The following is a 14,043-nucleotide window of genomic DNA, read 5'->3' on the forward strand; positions in this document are numbered from 1 at the left end:
GTTACCGTCGTTATTTCAGCCATTGCAACGCGTGGCTATAACAATCAAGAATCGTCAATGGCTTTGCCTCGGTTAATATGGATTTAGAATGGGCACCAAAAGAAACTCCAATACTATCCATGCCAGCATTATTTGCCATATTTAGATCATGAATGCTGTCACCAATCATAATGCACTCGTTGGGATGCACATTAAAATAACGAGCGGTTTGCAAAAGCATGTCAGGTGCCGGCTTGCTCAGTGCCTCGTCTGAGGTTCGCGAATAACTGAAGAACTCGGCAAGTCCGGAACGATGCATAGCATTATCAAGCCCTCTTCTGCCCTTGCCTGTAGCTACCGACAATTTGACGTTTTGTTCGCATAACGAAGTAAGCAGCGTATCTACATAATCAAAAAGCGGAAGGTTAACATCATCGTCTTTGATGTATTGGGCCTTATAGTTTTCTCTGAACTGTTCGAAATCAGCTTCTTTATCTTTTCCGTAAAGGGTTGAAAATGCCTCAGGCAAACTCAAACCGATAATATTTTTTACGCTCTGTTCATCGGGCACCGGCAATGCGTTGGATTTGGCGGCTTGTTGTACGCATTGAACGATATGGGAAATGGAATCCATTATGGTTCCATCCCAGTCGAATATTACAACTTTATATTTGTCCAGCATGCTCTAAAAAATCGATAAATGTTTTTAACTCTGGTGTTAATGGCGCACTATACACCTGTCGCTCACCTGTTTCATGATCATCAAAAGAAATTTCATGTGCATGTAGGAACATACGTGAAAGGCCTTGTTGCTTAGCACGTTCGTTTGCTTCCACCGTGCAATATTTGTCGTCCATTAAGATGGGATGCCCGGCGTGTAAACAATGCACCCTGATCTGATGTGTCCTGCCGGTGACGGGAATGGCTTCCACCAAAGTGGCATCTTTAAAACTTTGTATGACGTTATATCGCGTTTCGGAAGGCTTACCCTGTTCAGAGACTTTTACCACTCGTTCACCAGACTGCAAAACATTTTTGTATAAAGGAGCTTTGACCTTGTTGCGATGTGCCGGCCAGCTGCCATCCACAAGTGCGAAATATTTTTTTACTGTCGTCTTTTCTCTGAGCTGTGCATGCAAACTGCGCAATACTGACCGGCGTTTTGCTATTAGTAAGCAGCCAGATGTATCGCGGTCCAGGCGGTGAACCAACTCCATATAACGTTCGTCTGGACGTAAACTACGAAGCGCTTCGATTACCCCAAAACTCTGACCACTTCCACCATGAACAGCCATCCCATGAGGCTTATTTAACACCATTAGTTTTTTGTCTTCGTGGATAATCAAAGATTCCAGGTTTTGAACAGAAGAAAGATTCGCAGATGGACCTGCTTTCTCTTCAGAAACTCTGATGGGAGGCACACGCAGTTCGTCACCCGGGCAAAGTTTATACTCGGGTTTTATACGTTTTTTATTCACCCTGACTTCGCCTTTGCGCAGGATGCGATAAATCATGCTCTTGGGAACACCCTTGAGCAGGTTCTTTAGAAAGTTATCAACACGCTGCCCCTCATAATCGGGCTCGATGGTCAATAATTGTACTTTATCAAATGTCAGGTTCTTCATATCGGCCGCAATTCTACAGAAATTCTATAAATTCTCACCAGTTATTCGTTATTTTCTTGCTTGAGTTTCAAGATTAATGCCATAATCGGTGTACGCTTGCATTTAAGCGTAATACAGGAATATGTGGACCACATCCGGTGTAACAGTTAACACCCATACAGCAACCATGAAGAGAGTAACGTTTCATGAAGATTGCAGCCGGAAAAACCACAAAAAAATTGATTAATCACCTGTCATAATGCAAACGTGGGAAGAATTTGATTTACGCGCTAAATGGCGCGTGAAAAGAGAAAAGTAAGATTATTTAGACCAAGTATACATTGCTAGTATGTCAAGTCGGGAGGCTTTGCGTACCCAAAAGCTAGTAAGCGCATTTGGGAAAGATCCCCGTTTGTATTGTGACAATACAAAATTATTTGAGTCACAATATGAAAAGAATGTTAATTAACGCCACGCAATCAGAAGAGATGCGTGTAGCGCTGGTTGACGGCCAAAAGCTATACGATTTAGATATCGAAAGCCCCGGTCACGAACAGAAAAAAGCCAACATATACAAAGGCACTATTACACGTGTCGAGCCAAGTCTTGAAGCCGCATTCGTTGATTACGGTGCTGAAAGACATGGTTTCTTACCACTTAAAGAAATAGCAAAGAGCTACTTCCCAAGCGGTTATAAAATTGAAGGCCGCCCTAATATCAAAGACGTGGTGTCTGAAGGTCAAGAAGTTATTGTTCAGATCGATAAAGAAGAGCGAGGCCAAAAAGGCGCAGCGTTAACTACCTTCATCAGTCTTGCCGGTAGTTATCTCGTACTAATGCCCAATAATCCTCGTGCTGGCGGAATATCCCGTCGAATCGAAGGTGACGAGCGCACGGAGCTTAAAGACGCTTTAAATCGATTAGACCTACCCAAAGGTATGGGCCTAATCGTGCGCACCGCTGGCGTCGGTAAGTCTTATGAAGAGCTTGAGTGGGATATGAACGTACTGTTGACCCACTGGAAAGCAATTGAAGATGCCGCAGACTCTCGCCCTGCCCCCTTCCTCATCCACCAGGAAAGCAATGTCATTGTCCGTGCTATCAGAGACTACTTACGTCGTGATGTTGGCGAGATTCTGATCGATCACTCAAAAGTATTCGACCAGGCATTAGAGCACATTAAATTAGTGCGTCCTGATTTTGCCAATCGCGTTAAACGCTACAACAGTGACGTTCCCCTGTTTAACCATTTCCAAATTGAAAGTCAGATTGAATCTGCCTTTCAACGTGAAGTTAGATTGCCTTCAGGTGGTTCTATTGTAATTGACCCAACGGAAGCTTTGACTTCCATAGATATCAACTCTGCGCGCGCTACAAAAGGCGGTGATATTGAAGAAACAGCACTCAATACCAACCTTGAAGCCGCGGACGAAATAGCGCGTCAATTACGCTTGCGCGACCTGGGTGGATTAGTGGTTATCGATTTCATCGATATGACTCCTGTGAAACACCAAAGAGAAGTGGAAAATCGCATGAATCAAGCGGTTGAAAATGATCGAGCCAGAGTACAGATCGGTCGCATCTCTAAATTTGGTCTACTGGAAATGTCTCGTCAAAGGTTGAGACCGTCCTTAGGTGAATCCGCTAATCACGTGTGCCCTCGCTGCGTCGGCCAAGGCACCATCAGAAGTACTGAATCACTGGCACTGTCAATTCTTCGTCTGTTAGAGGAAGAAGGTATTAAAGAAAATACCCACCAGGTGCACGCTCAAGTGCCGGTTGATGTAGCCACCTATCTGCTAAACGAAAAACGCAAGGCTATTCAGTACATTGAAAAACGTCATAATGTTTCTTTGCTGATCATTCCTAATTCGAATCTGGAAACCCCGCATTATGAAGTTGTGCGTTTCCGCAAAGACGATGCCACTGACGAACTCAGTTTTAACCTGGTTAGCGAACCGGTTGAGCCTGCTCCTGGTGTTGCTGTGGCAAAAACGCCTGAGCAACCACAAAAAGAACAACCTGCTTTGTCAGGGTTTATTGCGCCACAGTCTGCAGCGCCTGTTGTGACTCCTAAAAAAGAGCCCGGCATCTTTGAAGTATTCTTTGCCTGGTTAGCGGCGTTTTTCAAAACAGAAGAGAAGCCGGCTAAGGGCAGAGGCAAAAATAAAGCGGGTAACAGACATAACAAGAATCACCGCAACAAGAAACAAGGTCGTCAGCGCAATAACAATGATAGAGACCGCAATCGCAAGTCCACGGAACCGCGTCGCGAGAAGGATAACAGTCGCTCACAAAACCGTGAACAACATAATAGTAATCGCAGAAAGGATAAGGTAAAAAGCGAGACCATTACCGATAAGCCGGCAGGTCCTCAAGAAGCGCAGCGCACGACCAATCGCGAGGAACAAAATCGTCCTCGCAAACAGGTTGCAGAGCGTCGCAAGCGCAGAGAAAATCGTCGCAGTGTGCGGGTGGATAACACTCAAAAAGAAGCAGCTCTAGCCAATAGCAATGCTTCAGAGCAGCCACCAAAAGCCCAAGTTGTAAAAAATGATGCACCTGAGAAGAAGCATAAAAAGCCTGCTGTAAAAGCAAACGATACGGTAGAATCTGCACCAGTGGCTGTAGAGGCACAAACTGCAGCGAACAACACTGCTTCACAAAACGAAAAGCCTGGCAAAGCAAAAGTTGAGAAGAGTGATGTGAAAGCTCCACAAGAAGCCCAAAAGCCTGGCAATGAAGTTGTTACAGAAGCAAAAACTGAGCAAGTAGTTGATGTCAATGAGTCTAATGACAAGCAATTGACTCTTGATACTCTGGAAGGTGACAAATCAGCGGATACACCTGTTAGCTCGGTGGAAGCTGTCGCTTCGCACAAAGAAGAAGAAGCGACTACAGAGACGAGTCCACAACACGAATTGGATATCGACTTTCATGCTAACGATGAAAAAACATCCAAGTCCACTGAAAAGAAAACTGTTAAGCCGAAGAGCAAAAAGGCCAGCACTAAGGTAAAAGCAAACAAAACTATTCGCTATAAGGCGTCAGCACCTATGGCTCGTCCTGCTGAATTAGCCGAGGAGATGGGTGAAATCAATATCGTGGCTTTGGAGTTGAGCTCTCGTCCTGATATTGCAGTAAGTGGTCGTAGTGCCGCTATGCTGAGCGCCAGTAACCGTTCGTCAGCGCCAATGACAAAGCCTGCTTCGTTATAAAGCATAGCGATACCCCCTGATAACAAAAGCCCCGCAATGAGCGGGGCTTTTTTATTAGACGAAATTCTATTTAAATTGCTAAACCAAAGATTAAAGAACACTCGCGTTAATTTCTTTAAGTGTTTGCAAAGGATCAGGGGACTGAGTGATCGGCCTGCCAATAACCATATAATCCACACCATCAGCAACCGCTTGTTGTGGTGTCACAACCCTTGATTGATCCCCCGTAGCACTACCTTGAGGTCTGATACCGGGGGTGACCAGAGTGAAATCAGTCCCCAATAATGCTTTGAGGCTTTTAGCTTCCATTGCTGAACACACGACACCTTCTAATCCAGATTCTTTGGTAAGCTTTGCTAAGTGCTCGACATGGGATTGAATGTCAGTCGTAACACCCGTACCTGAGAGCTGTTCAGCGTCCATACTTGTCAATACAGTGACTGCTATCAGCTTGGGAGGCTTGTCGTATTGCGCAAGTGCCTCTTTGGCAGCTTGCATCATCTTGCTGCCACCAGAGGCATGGACATTTATCATCCACACACCAAGTTCCGCAGCAGCGGCACAAGCTTTTGCTACCGTATTTGGAATATCGTGAAATTTAAGATCAAGGAAAACATCAAATCCTCTACCCACCAATTCTTTGACAAAATCAGGTCCGAATAAAGTGAACATCTCTTTGCCAACTTTTAACTTACAAGAGTCAGGCGTGACTGAATCGACAAAAGCTATGGCTTTTTCTTTTTCGTTGTAGTCCAGAGCTACGATTACCTTACTATTATGCATTTATTCTCCATCCAAACCTTTTATTGGTTTCATTTCCCCCCAGGTTTTACACGAAGGACATAACCAATGAATTTTTTTACCTGAAAAGCCACAGCCATGGCAACGATACTTCGGCCGTTGGGCAATTTGCTTTTCTATTAATTCGTTTAATAATTTCAAGCTTTGCTGCGCTTCTTGTGTTTGTTTTCCCTGTTCCAGATATAGTCCTAATAACTTGTGAAAGCCTTTCATTGATGGGCTTTTCTGGATCTTGTTGAGTAAAATATCAGCGGCTTCAATTGTTGATTTTTCTCTTTTCACTAGTGAAACCTGTGCCAGATAAGCCGTTGCGCATTGATCTGAATAGACTTCAATTATTTCTCTTAAAGCTTGCCAATTTTCAGTTTTTTCGGCACACAGCCACAAAGCAGGAATTGCCTCACTCACCCATACGGGATCTCGCTGTGGCACTTGCCTAAGGTATTCAAACGCTTGCAAGTAATTTTCTTGTTGCTGTTCAATCTCAGCCAATAAAAACCAAGGGCGAACACTGTGCTCGTCAGACATTACCGCTCTTTGAAGCCATTTTTCTGCTTGCTTAAAATCTTCTTGAGTGATTGAAATCTGAGCTTGTTCGCAGTAAAAGTGGGCAATACGTTTTGCCAGGTCATCACTATCACCATGGTTGTTAACCATATTCTCAGCAAGCTCAATCGCTCTATCCCACTCCTTGGTAGATTGATAAATATTAAATAGTTGTTGATGTGCCTGTAGATAGTATTCTTTAGAACTCAATAAACTGAGAAATGCGTTTTCAGCCCTCTCCAGAAAACCTGCCAATAGGTAGTCCCTTCCCAATTCAAAAAGTGCGTTTTCTTGCAGCTTTCCAGTGACTTCCTTCTTATTTACCAGGTTCTGATGGACTTTAATGGCGCGATCAATTTCGCCGCGATGACGGAAAAAGTTCCCCATGGCAATATGAGTTTCAATACTGCCGGTGTTGATATCTACCATTTTGATCAAGGTATCAACGGCTTTGTCGGGCTGATCTGACAAAAGAAAATTTAGCCCTTTAAAGTAGTGACGAGATAGAATTTGTGAAGTATTGCGTTGTTGTTGTCTGACGCTATTCCTGCCCATGACCCATCCGTAGCCAGCGGCTACTGGTAGCAAAAGAAACAGTAATTCCAGCATCAGTTTTTCTTGTTTATCGATTTAACAAATTGTTTATTCTGACTTCTGAGCATAAATTTCAGCTTGATCACATAGGCTGCCCAGAACATTGATGCGATCAGTGCACCGACTAAAACCGAGCCACCCAAAAGTGCACTAACGGATATCGGAGCTTTAGCAATGAGGTAATTGAAATCTGTAAGTTGCGTGTTCTGAGAGCCAACAATCAAGGCTAACAATAATACAACCAAGCACAATGCCATATAGAGGAACGACTTCAAAAACAAAATCCCGTGTAGAAATGCAAAAAGCGGCTGCCAAAGGCTAACCGCTTTTTAAATTTAATTAGTTGGCAATCGCTTCATTAACGCGCTCGCGCAACTCTTTCCCTGGCTTAAAGTGCGGCACGTACTTACCTTCTAACTTGACAGTTTCTCCAGTTTTGGGATTTCGCCCTTCACGTGGAGCTCTGAAATGCAAAGAGAAGCTACCGAAACCACGGATTTCTATACGCTCTCCTCGCTGAAGTGTCTGAGCCATTTGCTCTAGCAGCTCTTTTATTGCTACTTCCACCTCTTTAGACGGTATATGCCTTGCTCTGTCGGCAAGTCTTTCGATTAATTGTGACTTGGTCATCTCAACCCCTTTGTCAACATAAACAATCAGACGTTACCGACAGTTCCCACTCAATCTAAGTGGACTAGCTAATTACTCTTCGCCTTTAGCTGCTTTGAAAGCTTCAGCCATTGCGCTTGCAAAACCAGAATCTTCTTGCTGGTTTACGCGAGCTAGAGCTTCTTTCTCATCAGCTTCATCTTTCGCTTTAACAGACAGGTTAATGATGCGATTCTTACGGTCTACACCGATGTATTTAGCTTCAACAACATCGCCTACAGCAAGTTCGGTTGATGCATCTTCAATGCGGTCGCGAGATAAATCTGCAACGCGAATATAACCTTCAACTTCTTCTGCAAGATTAATAGTTGCGCCTTTAGCATCAACTGCGGTAACAGTACCGTTAACGATAGCACCTTTCTTTTTATCTGTCAGATACTTATTGAAAGGATCTTCGTCAATTTGCTTCACGCCAAGTGAAATTCTCTCGCGCTCTGCATCGACCTGCAGTACAACAGCGGTGATTTCGTCACCTTTCTTGTAATCACGAACCGCGTCTTCACCCGCTTTGTTCCATGAAATATCAGATAAGTGAACCAAACCGTCAATACCACCGTCAAGGCCAATGAAGATACCGAAGTCAGTGATTGACTTGATCTTACCTGTAACCTTATCACCTTTGTTGTAAGACTTAGCAAACTCTTCCCAAGGATTCGCTTTACACTGCTTAAGGCCAAGAGAAATACGACGACGCTCTTCGTCAATTTCAAGAACCATAACTTCAACAGTATCGCCAAGGCTAACCACTTTAGATGGGTGGATATTCTTGTTAGTCCAATCCATTTCAGAAACGTGAACCAGACCTTCAACGCCTTCCTGAATCTCAACGAAACAACCGTAATCAGTCAAGTTAGTAACTTGACCAGTTAGCTTAGCACCTTCAGGGTAACGGTTTGCGATTTCTTCCCAAGGATCGTTGCCCATTTGCTTCATACCAAGAGAAACGCGTGACTTCTCTTTGTCGAATTTCAGAACTTTAACGTTGATTTCGTCACCAACGCTTACAATTTCACTTGGATGCTTAACGCGTTTCCACGCCATATCAGTGATGTGTAACAGACCGTCTACACCACCTAAGTCTACGAATGCACCGTAATCAGTCAGGTTCTTAACGATACCTTTAACTTCAACGCCTTCATCAAGAGTTTGCAGAAGTGTATCGCGCTCTGCACTGTTTTCTTCTTCGATAACAGCACGGCGAGAAACAACAACGTTGTTACGCTTAGCGTCTAGCTTGATAACTTTGAATTCTAACTCTTTGCCTTCGAGGTGCAGAGTGTCGCGAACTGGACGTACGTCAACCAAAGAACCCGGTAAGAATGCACGTACAGAATTAACTTCTACAGTGAATCCACCTTTAACTTTACCGTTGATAATACCAGTTACAGTAATTTTATCTTCGTAAGCTTTCTCTAATTCTACCCACGCTTCGTGGCGTTTCGCTTTCTCGCGAGACAGGATAGTTTCACCGAAGCCATCTTCTACAGCGTCTAGTGCAACGTCAACCTGATCACCAACAGCGATTTCTAAATCGCCTTTGGCATTTTTGAACTGCTCAGCAGGAATGGCGCTTTCAGATTTCAGGCCTGCGTCTACTAAAACAATATCTTTATCGATAGAAACTACAGTACCACGTACAATCGCACCTGGGCGTGTTTCTAATTCTTTTAAACTTTCTTCAAATAATTGAGCAAAACTTTCAGTCATAATTTTTCGTTTTTTCAGTCCATCATTACATCCAGTAAGATGGGGTAGTTAAAATTTACGTTTTTACTCCTTTAAAACGCACTTGTACTTAGGTGAGTTAAAGTTCACCCTCATGCAATTTGGTCTCTACCCAGTGCACGGCTTTTTCAAGAACTTCTTCAATAGAAAGTTCTGTAGAATCAATCACTAAGGCATCTTCAGCTGGAACCAATGGTGCCACCGAACGATTCGTATCGCGTTCGTCTCGTGCCAGTATGTCCGCCAAAAGGGCGCCAATACTAACATCATGGCCTTTTTCACGCAACTGATTGTAGCGTCTTGCGGCCCGCTCTTCTGCTGATGCGGTAAGAAAAATCTTGGCATTGGCTTCCGTGAATACGACGGTTCCCATATCCCTGCCATCGGCCACTAAACCCGGCTCCATGTTAAAAGCTCGCTGACGGCGTAATAGGGCTTCACGAATACGCGGTAGCGAGGCCACTTTCGACGCCATAGAGCCGACTTCCTCGGTACGAATCGAATGACTAACGTCCTCACCTTCAAGAATTACGCGGGACTCCTGGTCTTCAGGACACTCAAAATTCACATCGAGACTGGATGCCAGAGGTATTAATGCCTCTTCATCATCCGCTGCTATGCCATGATGCATGGCTGCAACGGCTAACACTCGATAAATCGCGCCACTATCCAGCAGATGCCAGCCCAACTTATTTGCCAGTAACTTACAAATCGTCCCTTTTCCAGCTCCACCTGGACCATCGATAGTAACGACTGGGGGTTTTAGCATATTGGAGCTCCCTAATTCACTGCTGTAGTCAAAACGCCGGGCATTATACGCTTCATAATAATTTCTACAATGACGACTTTGTGACGAAAATGTAAATAAGCATAAAAAAGCCCTCAATATGAGGGCCTTTTATACGTTTATTCCATTGTTATTGGCAGATAGTCGCCAGCCTCTGGAAATAATCCGGGAAAGTTTTTGATGTGCAACCGGGATCATTAATGACAACCGCAGTATCACTTAACGACACAAGTGAAAAACACATTGCAACTCGATGATCATTGTAGGTATCAATTTGTGCTTCTTGAAGCGTTTGTTGAGGCGTGACCGAAATATAATCTTCGCCCTCCTCCACTTCTACGCCGAGTTTTCTCAACTCAGTCGCCATGGCCGCTAGTCTGTCAGTTTCTTTTACTCGCCAGTTATAGATATTGCGAATTGTGGTCGTGCCTTTGGCGAATAGCGCGGCTACTGCAATGGTCATGGCGGCATCCGGAATATGGTTCATATCCATATCCACGGCGTTTAAATCCGCACCATCCACCTGGATGAAATTCCGGCTCCAGGTTATTTTTGCGCCCATTTTTTCCAGTACATCGGCAAAACGAATGTCGCCTTGCACGCTGTATTCTCCAACACCGTAGACCTTTACCGTCCCGCCTTTTATGGCACCCGCGGCGAGAAAATAGGAGGCAGAAGATGCGTCACCTTCAACCATATATTCCCCCGGGCTCAAATAGCTTTGATTCCCCTTTATCAGGAATTCCTGGTAATTACGATTCTCCACTTCAATACCAAATTGCGCCATTATGGCCAGTGTGATTTCAATATAAGGCTTGGAGACCAACTCGCCCACCACGGTAATTAGGGTATCATCATTGAACAAGGGGGCAATCATTAATACAGCTGTCAAAAATTGACTGGAAATTGAACCATCTATTTTAAGCGAGCCTCCGGCAAGAGGTTTGCCATTGATTTTCAATGGAGGATACCCCGTATTTTTTAAATACTGAATATCTGCACCGGCCATCTGCAATGTTTCAACTAATGAGCCTATGGGACGCTCTTCCATCCTTGGCTCACCACCCAGGATAAATTCACCTTCGCTGGCGGCCAATGCCGCACAGAGAGGACGCATAGCGGTTCCGGCATTACCCAGGTAGAGTTCTACTGGTTGAGCAACATTGAAAACGCCGGCATTACCCGTAACTTCACAGATGGTTTTGCACTCTGAGAGCTGGTATTTAATTCCCAACTTACTGAGAGCATCCAGCATGTGTCGAATGTCATCACTATCTAAAAGATTAGTGACGCGAGTGGTGCCTTTGGCGAGCGCTGCCAATAGTAGCGCTCTGTTTGATAAGCTTTTTGAGCCGGGAACGGTAACTTCACCAGATACTGAGCTTACCGGAGTTAATCGAAGTTGCTCCACTTATGCCTCATCCGTTGTGTCATTGTTTGCCACCGTGTCTTCTGGTTGCTCTGTGGTTGCAACATTTTCTGCATTTTCTTCGTCTACTAACTCACCTTCAGGGGTTTCCACCTCTTCGATACGTTGTAGTCCTACGACTTTTTCGTCCTCTGCAGTTCTGATGATGCGAACGCCCTGAGTGTTTCTTCCGATAACCGATACTTCGTTGGCACGAGTTCTTACCAGCGTCCCAGCATCACTGATCAACATCATCTCATCATCTTCATCTACCTGGATAGCACCTACTACCGCACCGTTTCTGTCAGAGACTTTGATAGAAACAACACCCTGAGTAGCTCGGCTCTTAGCTGGATAATCTTCTAAAGGTGTGCGTTTGCCGTATCCATTTTCCGTAACGGTTAAGATTGGTGCATCGGTAACAGGCACGATTAGTGATACTACCTTTTGACCATCTTGCATGCGAATACCACGAACGCCCGTAGCGGTTCTACCCATTGGGCGCAATGCCAGTTTTTCTTCACCAGTTTCAGGATCAATCTTAACTGCTCCCGTTTCTGAATCGCGCTCTTTTTCGTTAAAGCGCACAATTTTACCTGCATCTGAGAACAACATGATGTCACTCTCACCATCGGTAAGCGCTACACCAATTAGCTCATCCCCCTCATTGAGGTTAACGGCAATAATACCGTTAGAGCGAGGACGAGAATATTGAGTTAGCGCGGTCTTTTTAACAGTACCGTTCGCTGTCGCCATAAGCACAAAACGGTCATCTACGAATTCCTGGATAGGCAAAATAGCGGTAATGCGCTCGTCAGCCTCAAGCGGCAAGATATTAATTATCGGTTTACCACGGGCATTTCGACTAGCTAATGGTAACTGATAAACCTTCAACCAATACAAACGCCCTCTGGTAGAGAAACAGAGAATGTGGTCATGGGTATTAGCCACCAACAATTTCTCAATGTAATCCTCGTCTTTCATGCGCGTGGCTGATTTGCCTTTGCCGCCGCGGCGCTGGGCTTCATAATCAGACAGTTTTTGGTACTTAACGTAGCCTTCACGAGAAAGAGTAACAACCACGTCTTCCCTTTCAATCAGGTCTTCCAGGTCGATATCGTGAGCAGCGGCAGTAATTTCGGTACGACGTTCGTCACCAAATTCATCGCGTACTTTCTCCAGCTCTTCGCGAATAACTTCCATCAAACGCACAGGGTTGGCCAGAATTTCCAATAATTCTGCAATGAGATCCAATAACTCTTTGTATTCCGCCAGGATTTTTTCGTGCTCTAAGCCGGTCAGCTTATGCAAGCGCAAATCAAGAATAGCCTGAGCCTGATTTTCAGTGAGGAAATATTGTCCGTCGCGTATACCAAATTCCGGTTCAAGCCATTCAGGACGAGCCGCATCAACGCCAGCGCGTTGCAGCATGTCTTCGACATTACCTAACGCCCAACCTTGTGCAACTAACGCTTTTTTGGCTTCCGCCGGACTTGGAGACGCTTTAATTAACTCAATGATTGGATCGATATTAGCTAACGCTACTGCCAAACCTTCGAGGATATGAGCGCGTTCGCGTGCTTTTCTCAATTCGAAAACAGTGCGACGAGTGACTACTTCACGTCTGTGACGGACGAAGGCCTGTAATAACTCCTGAAGGTTTAGCGTTTTAGGTTGGCCCTGATCAAGCGCAACCATATTGATACCAAATACCGTTTGCATCTGAGTATTGGCATACAGTTGATTGAGTAATACTTCGCCAGACTCGTTGCGTTTCACTTCGATAACGATACGCATACCGTCTTTGTCCGACTCATCGCGAAGCGCTGAAATACCTTCGATTTTCTTCTCTTTTACCAGTTCAGCCATTTTTTCAATTAATCTGGCTTTGTTGACCTGGTAAGGTATTTCCGAAACGATGATGGTCTCTTTACCGTTTTTATCGGTTTCGATTTCTGCTCTTGCGCGTAGATAGATTTTACCACGACCGGTTCGGTAAGCATCGTCAATGCCTTTTCTACCGCTTATCATTGCCGCAGTTGGGAAATCTGGGCCAGGGATGTATTGCATTAACTCATCGATGGTGATGTCTGGATTGTCTATTAGCGCGATACAGCCATTAACCACTTCGGTTAAATTGTGTGGCGGGATGTTTGTCGCCATACCTACAGCAATACCGGAAGATCCATTTACTAGTAAGTTAGGAACTTTGGTAGGCAAAACATCTGGGATTTTTTCCGTGCCATCGTAGTTAGGCACAAAATCTACCGTTTCTTTGTCTAAATCTGCCAGTAATTCCGCAGCAATTTTTGCCATACGTACTTCGGTATAACGCATCGCAGCTGCGGAATCTCCGTCAACTGAACCAAAGTTACCTTGGCCATCTACCAGCATGTATCGAAGCGAAAAAGGTTGCGCCATACGCACAATAGTGTCGTAAACCGCAGAATCACCGTGGGGGTGATACTTACCGATTACATCACCGACGATACGGGCAGATTTTTTGTACGGTTTGTTGTAGTCATTCTTCAACTCGTTCATGGCGAAAAGTACGCGCCTGTGAACGGGTTTCAGACCATCACGAACGTCTGGAAGTGCACGCCCTACAATTACGCTCATCGCGTAATCGAGGTAGGAGTTCTTCAGCTCGTCTTCGATATTAATTGGAAGGATTTCTTTGGCGTTGTCAGTCATATACAGCCTTGTTGTTAT

Annotated in this window: 11 protein-coding genes; 1 reads left to right on the forward strand and 10 read right to left on the reverse strand. The window is 44.7% G+C overall.

Translation table 11 applies throughout. The annotated features are described in order from the left end of the window. Positions 1-10: 10 nt before the first annotated feature. A complete protein-coding gene (locus AABA75_RS11055) occupies positions 11-661 on the reverse strand; it encodes an HAD family hydrolase (RefSeq protein ID WP_338292663.1) in 651 nt (216 codons plus the stop codon). Continuing rightward, on the reverse strand, positions 645-1,604 hold the full coding sequence (rluC, locus tag AABA75_RS11060; RefSeq protein WP_338292664.1) for a 23S rRNA pseudouridine(955/2504/2580) synthase RluC: 960 nt from the start codon (positions 1,602-1,604) through the stop codon (positions 645-647). The genes AABA75_RS11055 and rluC overlap by 17 nt, the downstream gene beginning before the upstream one ends. A 428-nt stretch (positions 1,605-2,032) precedes the next feature. Between rluC and rne the strand changes: the two genes are divergently transcribed. Continuing rightward, a complete protein-coding gene (gene rne / locus AABA75_RS11065) occupies positions 2,033-4,801 on the forward strand; it encodes a ribonuclease E (protein WP_338292665.1) in 2,769 nt (922 codons plus the stop codon). A gap of 90 nt (positions 4,802-4,891) precedes the next feature. On the opposite strand, the gene pyrF is transcribed toward rne, so the two are convergent. From pyrF to gyrA, 8 genes are all read right to left on the reverse strand, one after another. Next, positions 4,892-5,584, reverse strand: a complete 693-nt coding sequence (gene pyrF / locus AABA75_RS11070; RefSeq protein ID WP_338292666.1) for an orotidine-5'-phosphate decarboxylase — start codon at positions 5,582-5,584, stop codon at positions 4,892-4,894. Beyond that, positions 5,585-6,757 (reverse strand): lipopolysaccharide assembly protein LapB, encoded by a 1,173-nt coding sequence (gene lapB, locus AABA75_RS11075; RefSeq protein ID WP_338292667.1) that lies wholly within the window; start codon positions 6,755-6,757, stop codon positions 5,585-5,587. It abuts the gene before it with no gap. Then, entirely contained in the window at positions 6,757-6,999 is a 243-nt protein-coding gene (locus tag AABA75_RS21410) for a lipopolysaccharide assembly protein LapA domain-containing protein (protein ID WP_425325599.1), read from the reverse strand. The genes lapB and AABA75_RS21410 overlap by 1 nt, the downstream gene beginning before the upstream one ends. Positions 7,000-7,081: 82 nt before the next feature. Continuing rightward, complete coding sequence (ihfB, locus tag AABA75_RS11080) at positions 7,082-7,399, reverse strand: integration host factor subunit beta (protein ID WP_338294840.1); 318 nt, start codon at positions 7,397-7,399, stop codon at positions 7,082-7,084. A gap of 45 nt (positions 7,400-7,444) precedes the next feature. Continuing rightward, entirely contained in the window at positions 7,445-9,136 is a 1,692-nt protein-coding gene (rpsA, locus tag AABA75_RS11085; RefSeq protein WP_338294841.1) for a 30S ribosomal protein S1, read from the reverse strand. A gap of 79 nt (positions 9,137-9,215) precedes the next feature. Continuing rightward, positions 9,216-9,905, reverse strand: a complete 690-nt coding sequence (gene cmk, locus AABA75_RS11090; RefSeq protein ID WP_338292668.1) for a (d)CMP kinase — start codon at positions 9,903-9,905, stop codon at positions 9,216-9,218. A gap of 148 nt (positions 9,906-10,053) precedes the next feature. Next, the gene (aroA, locus tag AABA75_RS11095; RefSeq protein ID WP_338292670.1) at positions 10,054-11,334 is read right to left on the reverse strand and encodes a 3-phosphoshikimate 1-carboxyvinyltransferase; all 1,281 of its coding nucleotides are present in this window, start codon (positions 11,332-11,334) and stop codon (positions 10,054-10,056) included. After that, entirely contained in the window at positions 11,335-14,025 is a 2,691-nt protein-coding gene (gene gyrA, locus AABA75_RS11100) for a DNA topoisomerase (ATP-hydrolyzing) subunit A (RefSeq protein WP_338292671.1), read from the reverse strand. Positions 14,026-14,043 lie beyond the last annotated feature (18 nt).

Origin of the sequence: Planctobacterium marinum, assembly GCF_036322805.1 — a bacterium.
Lineage (GTDB): Bacteria > Pseudomonadota > Gammaproteobacteria > Enterobacterales > Alteromonadaceae > Planctobacterium > Planctobacterium marinum_A.

Coding starts and splice junctions, on each gene's coding strand:
- lapB (WP_338292667.1), bottom strand. CDS start 6,757: ATGCTGGAATTACTGTTTCTTTTGCTACCAGTAGCCGCTGGCTACGGA.
- rne (WP_338292665.1), top strand. CDS start 2,033: ATGAAAAGAATGTTAATTAACGCCACGCAATCAGAAGAGATGCGTGTA.
- gyrA (WP_338292671.1), bottom strand. CDS start 14,025: ATGACTGACAACGCCAAAGAAATCCTTCCAATTAATATCGAAGACGAG.
- cmk (WP_338292668.1), bottom strand. CDS start 9,905: ATGCTAAAACCCCCAGTCGTTACTATCGATGGTCCAGGTGGAGCTGGA.
- pyrF (WP_338292666.1), bottom strand. CDS start 5,584: ATGCATAATAGTAAGGTAATCGTAGCTCTGGACTACAACGAAAAAGAA.
- AABA75_RS21410 (WP_425325599.1), bottom strand. CDS start 6,999: ATGGCATTGTGCTTGGTTGTATTATTGTTAGCCTTGATTGTTGGCTCT.
- AABA75_RS11055 (WP_338292663.1), bottom strand. CDS start 661: ATGCTGGACAAATATAAAGTTGTAATATTCGACTGGGATGGAACCATA.
- rluC (WP_338292664.1), bottom strand. CDS start 1,604: ATGAAGAACCTGACATTTGATAAAGTACAATTATTGACCATCGAGCCC.